Here is a 16,071-nt window from a genome sequence, read left to right on the forward strand (position 1 = left end):
ACGTGGCCCCTGTCCTCGCCCCGCGCCCGCCGAAAACCCGCCCCCCCCACCCGGCGGCACGCGAAAACCCGCCCCCCCCCCACCCGGCGTCCCACGAAGCCCCGCACCCCCACCCGGCGCCAAGGCGCAGGCACCCGCGCCTTCACGCACCCCCGGCCCGGCCGCCGGAGGCACCCGGTAGGGTTCGCCTCCGGAAAGGGGAAGGTGAAGGTACCCGATGAGCAGGGATCGCGACCCTCGAACGCTCCACAGGCCCGCCCGGAGCGCCCTCATAGCAACCTCGGTGACCGCTTTGTCGCTGACGGCCAGTGGATGCGTCGTCGTGCACGGCGAACGGGAAGTCCTCCCGTCCACGACCCGCGCCGAAGCCGCCAAGGCCCTCCAGCAGTTCACCGCCGCGTACAACGAGGCCGACAAGGCGTACGACGGCACCTTGGACGCCGACCACACCACCGGCGCCCTCGCCGACATCGACTCGGCCCGTCTCAAGGCCGGCAAGGCGAACAACCCGGCGGGCAACCCGAACCACACCCCGCTGGAACTGACGGACGCGAAGTTCACGATCCCCAAGAAGGCCGGCTGGCCCCGCTGGTTCGTCGTGGACGCGGCCGGCAACAAGGGCGGCACCGCCCGCTGGCTGCTGGTCTTCACCCGCAGCGGCCTGGACGACCCGTTCCAGGTGGCGTACTTGACGCTCGTCGCCCCGGGCAAGGTCCCGCAGTTCAAGAAGGACACCGACGGCTGGGCCGAGTCCGTCCCGGTCAAGGCGACGGACCTGGCCACCGACCCCGGCGATCTGAGCAGCACGTACGCGACGTATCTGAAGAGCGGCGGAGAGACTTTCACGGACGGCGCCCACACCAGCCAGTGGCGCGCCCTGCGCGAGAAGAACGGCAAGAAGCCGGGCATGGTCACCCAGTACATCGACGAGCCGTTGACGCACGGCGACTACGCGCCGCTGGCGCTGCGCACGACGGACGGCGGGGCGCTGGTGTTCTTCACGACGCGGCACTACGAGAAGCAGACCGCCTACGCGGGCACGTCCGTCCCGGCCCCCAACAAGGACGTCCAGGCCCTGACGAAGGGCGAGATCAAGCAGTCCCTCACGATGGAGTTCGTCTCCAACGAGGTGGCGCTGGACCCGAAGGGCCCGGGCAAGGTGACGATCCTGGGCAGGATCCAGGGACTGACATCGGCGGAAGGCTCGTAGCCCAGGCCCTCACGGCCCGGCCACCTTCACGAACCGGCCACCTTCACGAACCGGCCGCCCGCGCGAACCGGCCGCCCTCACGACCCGGCCCCTCAACGGGCCCCGTCGCCAACCGGCTTCAGTGCCGCAGGGGCCAGTTCGCCCCGGCGGCCCGGCCGGTGTCCTCGTCCGCGTAGCGCCCGCACGCCTCGGTGAGCACCTCCAGCAGGCTCAGCGGATCCGGCAGCGCGTGCTCCGGCCCCCGCACCCACCGCACCCCTTGCTCCTCACCCGGCAGCCGCGCCGGCGGCACCAGGACGTAGGAGCCCCGGCAGTGCCAGCGCAGCCCGGGGTGCTCGTCCATCGTCTCGGGGTGGCAGTCCAGTTCGCACGGCCACCACTCGTCCTCGTCCTCGGGCGTGCCCCGGGTGAGCGTGAAGAACAGCAGGCGGCCGTCGTCGCTCTCGGCGACGGGCCCGACCTCGACACCGGCGGCGAGCAGCCGCTCCAACGCGTCGCGACCGGCGTCGAGGGGCACGTCGAGGACGTCGTGCATCATGCCGGTCGCGGTGATGAAGTTGGCCTGCGGCTGGTGGCGGGCCCAGCGCTCGATCTGGGCGTGGTCGGTGGTCGACTGTGTCTGCCAGGCGAAGGACACCGGGTGGCGGGCGGGGGTGGGACAGCCGACCCGGTCGCAGGAGCAGCGGTAGCCGGCGGGGTGGGCGGCGGGCGCGAGGGGCAGTCCCGCCTCGGCGGCGGCGAGCAGCAGGGCCTCACGGCCGCCGTCCCCGGCGGTCTCCTTCGGCCGGCGCCCGGCGCGCAGCCACTGGGTGAGTTTGCCCTGGAGGCCGGTCCGGCCGCCGAACTCCGCGCTCATCTGTCCCCTCGCCTCGCCGTCGTGCGGAACAGCATGCCTCATCGTCCCATCTTCCCGCGCACCGGGGGGCCAGTGCCCACATCCGGGACAGGACGGACGCACCGCGCACGGGGCGCCGGGCGGGAGGAGTGGGGCGTGCCCCGCTCTCCACCGCGATCGGGTGTCATTGCCCGCTTTGCCGGGACATGCCGCCCTACCGTGATCACCATGGTCACAAGGATCGCGTTGTCGGGTCTGGCCTCCGTGGCGTCCGTGGTCTCGCTGGCCCTGACGGGGCCCGGCGGTCGCGCCCCGGCCCCGCTGGAGTGGGGTGCGGGTCCGCTGACCGTGGCGGCCCTGCCCCGGGTCACGTACGTCGCGCACCGCGGCGGCGCCCGTGAGGTGCCCGAGAACAGCATGGCGGGGCTGATGGCCGCGTACCGGCGCGGGACGGCGCAGGTGCTGGACTTCGACACACGGCTGCTGCGCGACGGCACGCCGGTGGTGTTCCACGACGAGACCCTGAACCGCACCACCTACCTGGGCGGTGAGGTGCGCGGCCTGGACGCCCGGGAGTGGCGGGGCGTGCGGCTGCGCCCGAAGGACCGGCTGCCGGGGAGCTGGCGGTCGGAGCGGCCGCCGACGGTCGCCGAGGTGCTGGATCGTTTCGGCGGGCGGATCGTGCTGATGCTGGAGGCCAAGGACCCGCGCGGCCTCGACCGGCTGGCCGAGCTGATCCGGGCCCGCGGCCTGACCCGGTCGGTGTTCGTGAACTCCAACGACCCCGAGGTGGCCCGGCGCGTCCACCGCCTCGGCCTGCTCTCGCAGGTGTGGCGCTCGGCGCAGCAGTTGCGCACGGACCGCCCGGAGCGCTGGCGGTCGTACGTGGATCTGCTGGACGTGGACCACCAGGCGCGGGACGCGGACCTGGTGCGGGCGGTGCGCTCGGGGATCGCGCGGGTGTGGGCGCACACCGTGGTGACGGACGCGCAGCGGGACCGGGTGCTGGCGCTGGGCTGCGACGGCGTGATCACGGACGCGCCGGGGCGCCTCGCCCGGGCCGCTCAGCGCGGGGCCAGGCCGTGAAGGGCGTAGTCGACGAGCGCGTCGGTGTACTCGTGGGAGAGGGGGCCCGTGTACTGGAGCCAGCGCTGGGCGAGCGGGGAGACGAAGAGCTCCAGGGCGATGCGGGGGTCGATCTCGGGCCGCACCTGCCCGGCGTCCTGCGCGGCGCGCAGCCGGGCGATGTAGAGGTCGAGTGAGGGCTGCAGCAGCTTCGCCACGAGCTCGCGTCCGAACGCCTCGTTGACGACGCCCTCGGCGGCCAGCGCGCGGGAGGGCGCCTCGAACCTGGGGTCGCGCAGTTCGTCGACGGTGGCGCGCAGGACGGCCTTCAGGTCGGCGGCGAGGTCGCCGGTGTCCGGGAAGGTGTGCGGCGGCGGCCCGGCCTCTGCCGAGGACCGCTCGGCCAGGTCGAGGAACGCCTCCATCAGGACGTCCGCCTTGGACGGCCACCAGCGGTAGATCGTCTGCTTGCCGACGCCGGCGCGGGAGGCGATGCCCTCGATGGTGGTCCTCTGGTAGCCGGCCTCGACGACGAGCGCGAGGGCGGCGTCGTAGATGGCGCGGCGGGACTTCTGGCTGCGCCGGGTGGAGTCGGGGGCGGGCTTGCCGGGGGCGGGCTGAGGGGACTTCTGGACGGCCATGGGCCGAATTTATCAGTTGACAAGACGGAGCGTCTCGCGGACAGTGGGGCAATAGCGCGAGACGAACCGTCTCGTCGCGGCAATGGTGAGGGAAGGAGTCCGGGATGACCCGAGGCGGAGCCGGAAACATGCTGGGTGTCGGCGGATCGCGCAGGAACCTCGGCCGCAGGGCGCTGCGCGGCGACGGCCGGGGCGGCCGGATCGGCGGCGGTCTCGACCCGCGGGCCCAGAAGCGCGAACTGCTGCGCAAGCTCCAGGAGAACCGGCAGCAGCGGGACGCGCGGGAGGAGGGCGCGACCGGCGAGGGCTCGTGAGTCTCCCCCGCGCGAGGGAGAGCGCACCCCCGCGCGCGGGATCCTCCCGGGCGGTCCGGCGGATGTACTGAAGCGGTCGCGGCCGGCGACGACGGACATCCGCGCCACGGACCCCCGAGAGGACTCGGCTCATGACCACATGGACCAGACGACGGTTGCTCACCTCGGCGGTCACGGCCGTCCCCGCGGCGGGCCTCGCCGTCACCGCCGCCCCGCTCGCGCGGGCGGCGGCCGAGGCCCGTGGGGACGCCGACGTGGCCGACGTGCTGCGGGCCCTGCCCGGACTGCGTCTGATCGAGGAGCGGCACGACGCCGAACCGGGCCACCGGCACCTCGTGCTGGGTCTGCGTCAGCCGGTCGACCACACGAACCCGGCCGCCGGCACCTTCGAACAGCGCCTCACCCTGCTCCACACCGCCGCCGACCGCCCCACCGTGCTGTTCAGCACCGGCTACCACGCGGTCCTCACCCCCCGCCGCACGGAAGCGGCGGTCCTGCTCGGCGCGAACCAACTCCAGGTCGAACACCGCTACTTCGGGGCCTCACGCCCCGCGGAGCCCGGCTACACCCACCTCACCATCCGCCAGGCCGCCGACGACCACCACCGCGTCGTCCGGCTGTTCCGGCGGCTCTACCCCGGCGCGTGGATCTCGACCGGCAGCAGCAAGGGCGGCATGGCGGCCGTCTACCACCGCCGTTTCCATCCCCACGACGTGAACGGCACGCTGGTCCACTCGGCCCCGAACAACGTGGACGACCGCGACGACCGCGCGTACCTCCGCTTCCTGGCGACCGTCGGCACCCCCGCCGCCCGGGGCGCCCTCGAAGCGGTCCAGCGGGCCATCCTGCTGCGCCGGGCCGAACTGGCCGCCCGCTACGAGGCCTGGGCGACCGCCACCGGCGACACCTTCCGGCTCGTCGGCAGCGCCGACCGGGCCCTCGAAATCGCCGTCCTGCGCGTGCCGTTCATGTTCTGGCAGCGCGGGACCCCGGCCGAGGCCGCCGCGATCCCCGGACCCGGGGCGACGGCCGGCGAGCTCTACACCTGGCTGGACGACACGACGGGCCTGGCGCTGTACGCCGACAGGTCGGCCCGGGCCTACATCCCGTACTGGTACCAGATCGGCACGCAGCTGGGGTACGGCAGCCTCCCCACGGCCCACCTCGCGGACCTGCTCCGCCACCCGGGCGCCGCCGAGGCACGCAGCTTCGTCCCCCGGGACGTCCCCTGCGCTTCGACCGGGCCGCCATGCCCGACATCGACCGCTGGGTCCGGCGGCGCGGCAGCCGGCTGCTGTTCGTCAACGGCACCCAGGACCCGGCGGTCGCCGAGTACTTCCGCCCCGGAGGCCCGGACTCACGGCTGCTGTGGGTAGCGGGCGGCAACCACGGCGCCGACCTCGCGGACCTGTCCCCCTCCGACCGGGCGTCGGCGGAGGAGATGCTGGTTCGCTGGGCCGGGCGGGGCTGAGGGCCGGCGGCCACCCCTTGGGTCACGCGGGCGGCCAGGGGTCTCCCCAGTCGGCGTCCCGGGCGGCCTTGTACAGGTCGCCGTGGCGCTTGGTGACGGTGGCGCGGCGCAGGGACGGTTCGCTCTCGCACAGGTCGAGGAGGACCTGGCCCTTGCGGATCTGGGGGCGCCGGACGACGCGGGAGGGTGCCGGTTCCACGGGGAAGCGGGCGGCGGCCACGTAGGCGAACTTCTCGTCCTCGTACGCGAGGGAGCCGCCCTTGACCTGGCGGTGCAGGGAGGAGCGGCTGACCCGGGCGGAGAAGTGGCACCAGTCCGTGCCGGGGGCGATGGGGCAGGCGGCGCTGTGCGGGCAGGGGGCGGCGATCCGGAACCCGGCGGTGATCAGCCGGTCCCTGGCCTCGATGAGGCGGGTGTAGCCGTCGGGGGTGCCCGGTTCGACGATCACGACGGCCTGTGCGGCGGCCGCGGCGGCGTCGACGAGGGCGGCGCGGTCGGCGGCGGTCAGCTCGTTGAGGACGTAGGAGACGGTGACGAGGTCCGTGCTGTCCAGGGTGAGGGCCGCCCCGATCCGGGAGCGCTGCCAGCGGACGTCCTTCAGCTCCGGGTTGGCCGCGGCGATCTCGCGTCCCAGGGCGAGCGCGGGTTCCGCCCAGTCGAGCACGGTGACGGGCCGCTGCCCGCCCCACACCGCGCTCACGGCCCAGGCGGCGGCACCGGTGCCGCCGCCGAGGTCGGTGTGCCCGCCGGGCACCCACGAGGGCGCGGCGTCGGCGAAGGCCTCCAGCGCGGCCCGTACGGCCTCGAAGGTCGCGGGCATCCGGTAGGCGGCGTAGGCGGCGACGTCGGCCCGGTCCCGGAGGATGGGGGCGTCGGTCGGGGTGGCACCCCGGTAGTTGCTGATCAGCCGCTCCACGGCCTGCGCGGCCTGCCGCGGCGGCAGCCCGTCGAGCAGACCGGCGAGGGCGGAGCGGAGATTTTCGGCCGGGGGCGCGGGGGCGTTCACCCGGCGATTCTACGAGGTGGGCCGGGGGTGCCCGGGAGGACCGCGGCGCTCACCCGGGCACCCCCACCGCGTCAGCGGGACCGTCCACCCGGCAGACGCCCGCGAAAGCGCGCGGCAGCGTCACCGCACCGCCCGTGCCACCCGGGACGCCGCCGCGGCCCTCGGGGCGCTGTCCGGGCGGCGGCGTCGTGGGTGGACGGCGTTGGTGAGCAGGATCAGGAACGTGTCCGTGGCCCGGTCCAGGACGAGGGACGTGCCCGTGAAGCCGGTGTGGCCGGCCGCGCCGTGGCCCGCCAGGTCGCCCATGAACCAGGGCTGGTCGAGGGAGAAGCCGAGGCCGGGCGGGGTGAAGAGGAGCTCGACGAAGTCGGGGCCGAGGATGCGGGCGGGGCCGTAGGAGCCGCCGGCGAGGAGGGTCCGGCAGAACACCGCGAGGTCCCGGCCGGTGGAGAACAGGCCCGCGTGACCGGCCACGCCCCCGAGCGCCCAGGCGTTCTCGTCGTGGACCTCGCCCCGCAGCATCCCCCGGTCCGCCTTGGCCCAGGGCCGCCGCTGGTCCTCCGTCGCCGCGGCGCCCGGGCACGGCCCGAAGTCCGTCGCCGTCATGCCCAGCGGCCGGGTGATGCCGTCACGGAAGAGGACGTCGAGCGTCCGGCCGCTGACGCGTTCCAGGACGTGCTGGAGGATCAGCATGTTCAGGTCGGAGTAGCAGTACGTGCCCGGCACCCCCGCCGGCGGCTCCGCCTGGAGCATCGCCAGCCGACGCGCGTCGTCGGGGCATTCGTACAGCGGCAGTTCGGGCCGCAGCCCGGAGGTGTGCGTGAGCAGCTGCCGTACGGTGATGCCGTGCCGGGCGGCCGCCGTGAAGTCGGGCAGGTACGCCCCGACCCTGGCGTCGATGCCGAGTGTGCCCCGCTCGATCTGCTGCACGGCGGCCACGGACGTGAACAGTTTCGTGAGGGACGCCAGGTCGAAGGGCGTGCCGACGGTCATCGGGACGCGGTCCTGAGGCGGCAGCTCCACCCCGGCGTCGGCGTCGGGATCGTAGGCCGCGTAGCGCACGGCCCAGCCCGCCGCCTCCTCGACGGCGATCACCGGGCCGCGTCCGACGACCAGGACCGCGCCCGGTGCCCAGGGGCGCTGCCCGGTGGTGAGGACGTGGACCTCCCGGACGAGGTGACGCAGCTCCGCGGGGTCGAGTCCGGCCCGCTCCGGCGTGCCGTCGCGCAGTCTGGGTGCGCTCAGCTGACTGCCTCCTCCACGCTCGCGCGGGTGCTCTCCTTCTTCCAGGGTCGGCACATTCCCATGAAGCAGGCCAGGGCCACCAGTGCGGCGGCCAGTTGGACGACGGCCATCGGGAGGGCGGTGTCCTCCCCGGCGACGCCCACGAGCGGGGAGGCGATCGCGCCGATGAGGAAGGAGGTGGTGCCGAGCAGGGCTGATGCGGAGCCGGCGGCGTGCTTGGTGCGCATCAGGGCGAGGGCCTGGGTGTTGGGCAGGGTGACGCCCATCGCGGACATGAGCACGAACAGCGCGGCGGCGACGGGCACCAGACCGACCTCGCCGAAGACACCGAGGGACATCAGCAGCAACGCGGTCGCGGCGGTGATGACGACCGCGAGGCCGACGCCCAGGACCCGGTCGAGGCTGACCCGGCCGACGAGGATCTTGCCGTTGATCTGGCCGACGACGACCAGCCCGACGGAGTTGACGCCGAACAGCAGGCTGAACGTCTGCGGGGAGGCGCCGTAGATCTCCTGGATGACGAACGGGGACGCGGAGATGTAGGCGAAGAGGGCGGCGAACGCGAAGCCGCCGGTGAGCATGTAGCCGGCGAAGGCGCGGTCGGCGAGCAGGCCGCGCATCGCGCGCAGGGCCTCGCCGACACCGCCGCTGTGCCGCTCGGCGGGTTCCAGCGTCTCGGGCAGCCGCGTCCAGACCAGGACCCCGATCAGCACGCCGATGGCGGTCAGGACGACGAACACGCCCCGCCAGTCGGTGACACGCAGGACCTGCCCGCCGATGAGGGGCGCCACGATCGGGGCGACGCCGGAGATCAGCATGAGGGTGGAGAAGAAGCGGGCCATGGCCATGCCGTCGTAGAGGTCGCGGACGACGGCCCGGGCGATGACGATGGCGGCGGCGCCCGCGAGGCCCTGGGCCAGCCGGAACGTCACCAGCAGTTCCACGGTGGGCGCGAGTGCGCACAGCACGGTGGCGACGACGAAGACGGCGAGTCCGGCGAGCAGCGGACGGCGGCGCCCCCAGCGGTCGCTCATCGGCCCGACCACCAGCTGCCCGAGCGCCATGCCGGCCAGGCAGGCGGTGAGCGTGAGCTGGACGGTCGCGGCGGGCGCGTGCAGGGACCGGGTGACCTGCGGCAGGGACGGGAGGTACATGTCCATCGCCAGCGGGGGCACGGCGGTCAGGCTGCCGAGGAGGAAGGTGACCAGGAGCCCGGTGCGGCGGTGCGCCGTGCGGTCGGGCCGCGCCATCCCGGCCGCGGCCTCCCGCGCGGTGTTCGACGACTCCCGCGCGGTGTTCGACGACTCCTGCGCGGGCTTCGAGACCTCCCGTGCGGTCTTCGACGCTTCCCCCGCGGTCTTCGAGACCTCCCGCGCGGGCTTCGAGACCTCCCGCGCGGTCTTCGCCGCCTCCCCCGCGCCGTTCGACGCTTCCCGCGCGATCTTCGATATCGGCGCCCCACCCTCGGGCATGAGTCCCTCCCTCTCCGAGTCGATCGCCACCTATGCTCTCAGCTCGTACGCAGTGCTCGGGGTCGCGAGGCGGAGGCGGGGCGGTATGACGGCGGACACGGTGCGGTGGGGGATCCTGGCGACCGGGGGGATCGCGGCCGCGTTCACCGCGGATCTGATCGACCTGCCGGACGCGGAGGTCGTGGCGGTGGCCTCGCGCTCCGAGGTCTCGGCGAAGACGTTCGCGGAGCGGTTCGGGATACCCCGGGCCCACGGCGACTGGAGCGCGCTCGCGCAGGACGAGGACATCGATGTCGTCTACGTCGCCACCCCGCACACGGCGCACCGGGCCGCGGCCGGGCTGTGCCTGGCGGCCGGGCGGCACGTGCTGTGCGAGAAGCCCTTCACGCTGAACGTGCGCGAGGCGGAGGAACTCGTCGCCCTGGCGCGGGAGCACGGGCGCTTCCTGATGGAGGCGATGTGGATGTACTGCAACCCGCTGGTCCGGCGGCTCAAGGCGCTGGTCGACGACGGGGCGATCGGCGAGGTGCGCAGCGTGCAGGCCGACTTCGGGCTGGCCGGCCCGTTCCCGCCCTCGCACCGGCTGCGCAACCCGGAGCTGGGCGGCGGCGCGCTGCTCGACCTCGGTGTGTACCCGGTGTCGTTCGCGCAGCTGCTGCTCGGGGAGCCGTCGGACGTCGCGGCCCGGGCGGTGCTCTCCGAGGAGGGCGTCGACCTCCAGACGGCGGCGGTGCTCTCGTTCGACAGCGGCGCGCTCGGTTCGGTGCACTGCTCCATCGTGGGCGGTACGGCGACGTCCGCGTCGGTCACCGGTTCGAAGGGCCGGATCGACGTCCCGAGCGGCTTCTTCTTCCCGGACCGTTTCGTCCTGCACCGGGACGGCCGCGACGCCGAGGAGTTCACGGCCGACCCGGTGGACGGGCCGCGCAACAGCATGCGCCACGAGGCGCTCGAGGTGATGCGGGCCCTGCGGGCCGGGGAGACCGAGTCCCCGCTGGTCCCGCTCGACGGCACGCTCGCCGTGATGCGCACGCTGGACGCGATCCGGGACCGCGTCGGTGTCCGCTACCCGGGCGAGACGCCGGACGAGGACATCACGGCGGAGCTCACGCCCGCCTGAGCCCTCCTCATGCAGGTCATGCAGGGGGCCCGGGGGGTGGCTCCCGTACGCTGCGGGCCCATGAATGCCAAGGAGAGTGCCGAGGCACATGCAATCGCGGTGGTGACCGGGGCGGGTTCCGGCATCGGCCGGGCGGTCGCCGTGGAACTGCTGCGCGCGGGCTGGTCGGTGGCGCTGGCGGGCCGGCGGGTGGAGACACTGGAGGAGACGGCGGCGCTGGTGCCCGGGGCCGCGTCGCTTGCGGTGCGCACGGACGTCGCGCGCCCCGAGGACGTGAGCGCCCTGTTCACCGCGACCGTCGAGCGCTTCGGCCGGGTCGACCTGCTGTTCAACAACGCGGGCACGTTCGGGCCCGGCGGCGTGCCCGTCGAGGAACTGCCCTACGAGGCCTGGCGGCACGTGGTGGACACGAACCTCAACGGGGCGTTCCTGTGCGCGCAGGCGGCGTACCGGCAGATGAAGGAGCAGGATCCGCGGGGCGGCCGGATCATCAACAACGGCTCGATCTCCGCGCACACGCCTCGTCCGCACTCGGTGGCCTACACGGCGACCAAGCACGCCCTGACGGGCCTGACGAAGTCCCTCTCCCTGGACGGCCGGCCGTACGGGATCGCGGTCGGCCAGATCGACATCGGCAACGCCGCCACCGACATGACGTCCCGTATGCAGACGGGAGCGCTGCAGGCAAACGGGGAAGTAGCCCCGGAACCCGTGATGGACGTCGCGGACGTGGCCCGTACGGTGCGCCACATGGCCGAGCTGCCGCTGGAGGCGAACGTGCAGTTCGCGACCGTACTGGCGACGGCGATGCCGTACGTCGGACGCGGCTGAGCGCGCGGCGACGGTCGTCAACTCGTCAACTTGCACAACCGGAATGCGAACGTCCGCACTATTGCGGCCGATAGGGAGCCTATGCTCAAATCTCCTACACCAAAGCTTCACACTTGGAGTGGAGAGCTCCCGTCGGCCACATCCAGGGGGGAGGTGGCAGTCGTTCCACGGCACCGGGTGGGGGTGGATTCCGCGAGGGACCGCGGAGTACGCACCGGTGCGCGTGGAACGACTGCCGCTACACGTTCCTGAGAGAGGGGTCAGGCCTGCCCGGTCTCGAAGCGCGTGATCCTGCCGTCCTCGTCCACCTGGAAACTCCACCGGGTGCGCATCTCGCCCCAGGTGTCGTTGCTGTAGCGGGCGAGGAGGGAACGGCCGCCGTTGGACTCGTTGTCGACCTCCATGTGGCCGTGGGAGGAGAAGATCTCCCGGTCCACCCAGTCGTCCAGGTCCCGGTCGGACCCGTCGTCGGTCATGGTCGCGCCCGGCGCGAGAACCTTCATGAAGCTCTCGCGGTCGTGGTTGTTCACGGCGGTCACGAAGGCCCGGACGGCCGGATCGCTGAGGCGCGTGGTCTGAATCGTCATACGAGCCAGCCTCGTACCGGCTCCTCCCCCACGCCACCGGTGCCACCCGAACGGCGTTCGCCGCGGGCGCGCCGTGGATTCACCGCGGATTCGCTGCGGGCTCGCTCCGGATTCGCCGCGGATTCACTGTGGGCTCGCCGCGGATTCACTGCGGACTCGCCGCGCGTCGCGGGGCGAGCAGACTCGTGGAGGCCCGGTGCGGGGCCCCCTTTGCGGGGCCCCCGGTGCCACCCGAACGGCGTCGGCTGACGGGCCCGCCGGGTGTCATGGGGTGTGAGGGATGCGACGGTGGAAACGCGAAGAGGCGCTTTCCTCTGTTGCTGCTGCCTACCCCGGGAGACGACGTGACGCGTATCGACCGACGCGATCTGGGCCTGCTGCTGCTCCGGCTGGGGGCGGGCGGTGTGCTGGCGGCCCACGGCACGCAGAAGCTGTTCGGCTGGTTCGGCGGACACGGCATCGAGGGCACCGGCCAGTTCATGGAGTCCGTCGGCTACGCCCCCGGCAAGGCGAGCGCGACGGCGGCGGGCCTCGCGGAGACGGGCGGCGGCACGCTGCTGGCGCTGGGCCTGGCGACCCCGGCGGCGGGCGCGGCGGCGGCCGGCGCGATGGCGGGAGCGGCGGCGGTGCACGCCCCGAACGGCTTCTTCAACCAGAGCGGCGGCTACGAGTACGCGGCGACACTGGGCCTCACGGCGGCGGGCCTGGCCATCACCGGCCCGGGCCGCCTCTCCGTCGACCACTTGCTCGGCCACGCGGTGAACCGCGGCTGGATGATCCCCGTGGCCTTCGCGGCGACGGCGGCGGGCACGGCGGTGGTGGTGGGGGCCCGGGCGAGGCGGCTGCGAAAGGCGAGGGAGGGGGAGCAGGAGGCGTTGTTCGAGGAGGAGTCCATGGAGTGACCAGGGATGGGGGGCGTTGTCACACCCTCGTGCCAGGCTGCGCCCATGAGCGACCACAGCCCTGCCCCTGAACTCTGGTCCACCATCGACGCCTTGCACGAGTGGCTCGACACCAACCGCCCCGTGGAGGGCCGCGAGGGCCTCCTCCTGCGCATCCTGAAACTGTCGGAGGAGGTCGGCGAGGTCTCGGAGGCGGTGATCGGGGCGACGGGGCAGAACCCGCGCAAGGGGGTCACGCATACGTGGGAGGACGTGGAGGCGGAGTTGTGTGACGTCGCCATCACGGCGCTGATGGCGTTGCGGACGCTGACGCCGGAGGCTCGGGGGGTGTTCGGGGGGCATTTGGAGAGGGTGCGGGAGAGGTCGTTGGCCTCACCGAAATGACCGAGACGGTTATCCATCACCCGCACGCCGGTTCAGTGCGCCGTCGAAGAGCCCAGGGTCAGTCTTCACCCCCGCCATCAAGCTCGAAGTCGAACGTCAACTGGCCTGACGGGCTGTGGTCAGTGACGGCCTCGGCCTGGAGCTCTGGGTCCAGAGCGTCCTCGATCTCGTGAGGCAGAGCGTAAGCGTCTGCGAGTCGCGCAAGGTGAAGGATCAAGGGTAGAGCCAACCCCTCGCGGCCAGCACGGTAGTCCTCGCAGAACCGCTGCTGATGGACGAACGCAGCCCAGGCCTCCGCGTCATCACCGGGCTGAAGGCAGGCAGCGGTCAGTTCGAGGAGGTCCGGGTTCCAGGCATTCACCGTCGGACGGTAGGCGTTCTTACCTGATGCATTGGTGTGCGGAGTCAGTTTGGCGTCGTCGTTGGTGAGCTTCGTCTGGGTGCCGGACTTGCCGTTCGTGCTGTAGAACACGCGGTCCGAGTCTCCCCGCACCCCGTGTCGCCACAACCCCATGGCGATGCCCCCGCGCTGCTGGCCCTCCAACTCGGGACTGCGCTCCTCTGCTTCTGCCCAGCATTCTGCCGTCTCGTGCCGGCTGCCGTCGGCGACCCGGACGACACGAAGCTGCTTGCCGTACAGGCCGATCCGCTGGGTCGGGCCTCCGTCGAGGCCGAGCCTGTCCCGCTCCAGACCGTCGTTCCTCAGCCAGGGCCAGCGTTTGCGAACATCCTGAGCGTGTGCCATGACGAGCGTCGGGGTGCTGCGCAATTGCGCAAGGGTCTTCTTGACGAAGGCCGCCGTGAGGGCCGACTGCTCCGCGCTGTTCTTCCGGCCTTCGACCCGTCCTGTCAGCGACTTGAGGAGTACGGGGTAAGGCACCCATTCGTGCATGTCGGCCGACTTGCCCAGCACACACTTGGCCCCCGGTCGGAGGAGCACCGCGATCGGCGTGAACTGCTGCTTGCCGGTGGGCCCGTCAAGGCGACGTTCCACGAGGTGGAAGGCCACCTGGTTCAGGTCTGCGGGGATGAGCGCGTCGCCGAGGGTGTGCTGCGGAACCAGCCGAACACCGGTCTGGCGCAGGCCGTCCGACCATGCCGCGGCGGCACGCAGCCCTGCATCGGCAATCGCCTCGTCCGCTTCCACATCCGGGTCCGGGGGGCGGATGAACTGGGTCACCAGTCCCGCGTCCGCGCAGCCGAGGCGGATCGCGTGTTTGGGGTCGGAGCGTCGCTTGGCATGGCGGAAGGCGTCCAGCCCGTCGAGCTCCACGAACGCCAGCCTCACACCAGGGACATCCTCACGCAGGACGGCCATAGCGCGCGCGACATCGGCACGACGTTCCTCGATGGCCTTGTCGTGCTCCTGTCCTCGGCGCGGGACATTGTCGCCGCCCAGCGGTGCGCCCAGCGTCCCGAGGGGCTGTGCGTGCAGCCGGACGGTCAGCTCCTCCGCCTCCCACACCCAGGTATCGGGTCCCTGCACACGCCGGTGCCCGGCCAGGCCCAGCCCCGTCTCCGCCGCGGCGATCATCTGATCGCGGACGGTGTCCGTTTGGTGGAGCACCACCGCGGTGAGGTCTTCTCCTTCCAGGGCTTCGGCGAGGCGTGCCCTCAGAACCTGGGCGTTGTGGGCCGTGTTTCGCTCGCGCTCGTCCAAGAGGGCCGCGAGGTCTTCGGGGTCCTTCTTCTCCACGTCCTTGGGCATGGACGGCAGCTTCTTGAGCTGCTTCTTGGGAGGCCGTGCGTACGCACTTCGCTCGAGCTTCGGAACGGGCACGAACTCGGGGGCGATCGCCCGCTCCGCCCACTCGATCAGCCGTCGCCGTTCGCTGGGCATCAGGCCGGTTCCGATCGTGTGCCTGCCCATGGCAGCCTGGTGCCCGATCGCGATGCGGATGCCGTCCCGTCCGTGGATCCAGTGGTCTGCCTCCTTCACCAGCCGATCCGGGGACGGCAATGCGTCGAGTGCGCTGATCCGGGCGAGCATGCCTTCCGCTCCGCCCTGCCGCCAATCCGTGGTGCCGTTCTTCCAGTCCAGCATGGCGACGGCGAAGCGCTGCGGTCGTGGGCCGTCGTGGATCAGGGAGTCGTCCGGGAGCAGGTAGGCGGACACGCCCTTGCCGTACGGCATGTAGACCTTGCCGGTGACGAATCGACGCACGCCGGCGGTCACGTGGACACGCGGGACGGGAGAGAAAGGAACGGTGCGTACGGTGACGCGGAGGATTGCCGCGTAGTAGGACGGCTTGCCGTCTCCGCCGCCGCGCCGCCCGGGTACGTACTCAATCAGGTCAGACATCAGCTCGGCGCCCCCACTTCCCTGCCCCCGGGCACCGGTGCGGCCGGCGACCTGCCGGAACGAGAGCTGCCGTCCGGCGTGCTCATACGGAGCCTGACGCGCGATCCGTTCGGCGATTACATCGGGAAGCAGCCGGTACACGTGGGAGGCGGGCAGAGCGGTCCCCCCGGGGGACAGTTCCTGCTCGAGGAGATCGACCTTGCCCGGTCGCCAGCTGAGAGCCGCGGTGTCGAGGTCGCGGAAGCAGTTCATCAGCAGTGCCGTGGTCTCAGGATCGTCGGCGTCACGGGGGAGGCTCTTGAGCCAGGTGGCGATGTAGAGATTCGTCACCGCGGCCGGGTACGTCTCCTGGCAGTACAGCCAGGGGGTCTCCGAGCCGAACCGCGCCGTGGAGTCGACCGTGACGATCTCCGGCGCGGTGGCGCGCATCAGCTGGTTGACCGCCGCTGTGGGTACGCGGCGCCGCCGCCCGGCTTGCCCCTCGGTCATTCCGCCGTGGTAGAGGCGCAGGAGTGGTTCCTCCCAGTGGGCGGGCAGGGACAGTGTGTGCATCGGGACGACGAAGGGCCCCTGTCCCGGGTCGGGCAGGTACGCCGCCGGACGGTTGTACTGGTAGGCCATGTGCCGTTTCTCCTCGGATCAAGACGTGAAGTGTTCGGGCGCGACGCGGACAGGTCGCGGCTTCG

14 protein-coding genes and 1 pseudogene are annotated in these 16,071 nt (G+C 72.4%); 8 read left to right on the forward strand and 7 right to left on the reverse strand.

The genetic code is table 11. From position 1 onward, the window contains the following. Positions 1 to 217 precede the first annotated feature (217 nt). On the forward strand, positions 218 to 1,210 hold the full coding sequence (locus tag ACFV20_RS21990) for a hypothetical protein (RefSeq protein WP_385658900.1): 993 nt from the start codon (positions 218 to 220) through the stop codon (positions 1,208 to 1,210). 118 nt (positions 1,211 to 1,328) lie between these two features. Here ACFV20_RS21990 and ACFV20_RS21995 read toward each other — a convergent pair whose 3' ends face one another. Then, positions 1,329 to 2,066: a bifunctional DNA primase/polymerase gene (locus ACFV20_RS21995; protein WP_385659096.1), complete on the reverse strand. Its 738-nt coding sequence runs from the start codon at positions 2,064 to 2,066 to the stop codon at positions 1,329 to 1,331. Positions 2,067 to 2,273: 207 nt separating this feature from the next. On the opposite strand from ACFV20_RS21995, the gene ACFV20_RS22000 reads away from it, so the two are divergent. After that, positions 2,274 to 3,131 (forward strand): glycerophosphodiester phosphodiesterase, encoded by an 858-nt coding sequence (locus tag ACFV20_RS22000; protein WP_385658902.1) that lies wholly within the window; start codon positions 2,274 to 2,276, stop codon positions 3,129 to 3,131. Here the strand turns inward: ACFV20_RS22000 and ACFV20_RS22005 are convergent. Further along, positions 3,110 to 3,751, reverse strand: coding sequence for a TetR/AcrR family transcriptional regulator (locus ACFV20_RS22005; protein WP_385658904.1), 642 nt, complete (start codon positions 3,749 to 3,751; stop codon positions 3,110 to 3,112). The two genes, ACFV20_RS22000 and ACFV20_RS22005, sit on opposite strands and share 22 nt — an antisense overlap. A 104-nt stretch (positions 3,752 to 3,855) precedes the next feature. Between ACFV20_RS22005 and ACFV20_RS22010 the strand changes: the two genes are divergently transcribed. Then, the gene (locus ACFV20_RS22010) at positions 3,856 to 4,065 is read left to right on the forward strand and encodes a DUF6243 family protein (RefSeq protein WP_385658906.1); all 210 of its coding nucleotides are present in this window, start codon (positions 3,856 to 3,858) and stop codon (positions 4,063 to 4,065) included. Positions 4,066 to 4,196: 131 nt separating this feature from the next. Next, positions 4,197 to 5,536, forward strand: a pseudogene (locus tag ACFV20_RS22015) (S28 family serine protease). Between the two features lie 22 nt (positions 5,537 to 5,558). Here the strand turns inward: ACFV20_RS22015 and ACFV20_RS22020 are convergent. The 3 genes from ACFV20_RS22020 to ACFV20_RS22030 form a co-directional block, all read right to left on the reverse strand. Beyond that, positions 5,559 to 6,542, reverse strand: coding sequence for a small ribosomal subunit Rsm22 family protein (locus ACFV20_RS22020; RefSeq protein WP_385658908.1), 984 nt, complete (start codon positions 6,540 to 6,542; stop codon positions 5,559 to 5,561). Between the two features lie 120 nt (positions 6,543 to 6,662). Next, the gene (locus ACFV20_RS22025) at positions 6,663 to 7,841 is read right to left on the reverse strand and encodes a serine hydrolase domain-containing protein (protein ID WP_385658910.1); all 1,179 of its coding nucleotides are present in this window, start codon (positions 7,839 to 7,841) and stop codon (positions 6,663 to 6,665) included. Next, positions 7,784 to 9,037, reverse strand: coding sequence for a multidrug effflux MFS transporter (locus ACFV20_RS22030; RefSeq protein ID WP_385658912.1), 1,254 nt, complete (start codon positions 9,035 to 9,037; stop codon positions 7,784 to 7,786). The genes ACFV20_RS22025 and ACFV20_RS22030 overlap by 58 nt, the downstream gene beginning before the upstream one ends. Before the next feature lie 307 nt (positions 9,038 to 9,344). Between ACFV20_RS22030 and ACFV20_RS22035 the strand changes: the two genes are divergently transcribed. Both ACFV20_RS22035 and ACFV20_RS22040 read left to right on the forward strand, forming a co-directional pair. After that, complete coding sequence (locus ACFV20_RS22035; protein WP_385659098.1) at positions 9,345 to 10,379, forward strand: Gfo/Idh/MocA family protein; 1,035 nt, start codon at positions 9,345 to 9,347, stop codon at positions 10,377 to 10,379. A 60-nt stretch (positions 10,380 to 10,439) separates the two neighbouring features. Further along, complete coding sequence (locus ACFV20_RS22040) at positions 10,440 to 11,210, forward strand: SDR family oxidoreductase (RefSeq protein WP_385658913.1); 771 nt, start codon at positions 10,440 to 10,442, stop codon at positions 11,208 to 11,210. 260 nt (positions 11,211 to 11,470) lie between these two features. Here ACFV20_RS22040 and ACFV20_RS22045 read toward each other — a convergent pair whose 3' ends face one another. Further along, positions 11,471 to 11,797, reverse strand: coding sequence for a nuclear transport factor 2 family protein (locus ACFV20_RS22045; RefSeq protein WP_350709179.1), 327 nt, complete (start codon positions 11,795 to 11,797; stop codon positions 11,471 to 11,473). A gap of 344 nt (positions 11,798 to 12,141) precedes the next feature. Between ACFV20_RS22045 and ACFV20_RS22050 the strand changes: the two genes are divergently transcribed. Further along, a complete protein-coding gene (locus ACFV20_RS22050; RefSeq protein WP_385658915.1) occupies positions 12,142 to 12,699 on the forward strand; it encodes a DoxX family protein in 558 nt (185 codons plus the stop codon). 45 nt (positions 12,700 to 12,744) lie between these two features. Continuing rightward, on the forward strand, positions 12,745 to 13,083 hold the full coding sequence (locus ACFV20_RS22055; RefSeq protein WP_385658917.1) for a MazG-like family protein: 339 nt from the start codon (positions 12,745 to 12,747) through the stop codon (positions 13,081 to 13,083). Between the two features lie 58 nt (positions 13,084 to 13,141). Here ACFV20_RS22055 and ACFV20_RS22060 read toward each other — a convergent pair whose 3' ends face one another. Next, positions 13,142 to 16,006, reverse strand: a complete 2,865-nt coding sequence (locus ACFV20_RS22060; protein WP_385658919.1) for a pPIWI_RE module domain-containing protein — start codon at positions 16,004 to 16,006, stop codon at positions 13,142 to 13,144. Positions 16,007 to 16,071: the final 65 nt, after the last annotated feature.

The organism is Streptomyces sp. NPDC059696, assembly GCF_042733745.1.
Classification (GTDB): Bacteria; Actinomycetota; Actinomycetes; order Streptomycetales; family Streptomycetaceae; genus Streptomyces.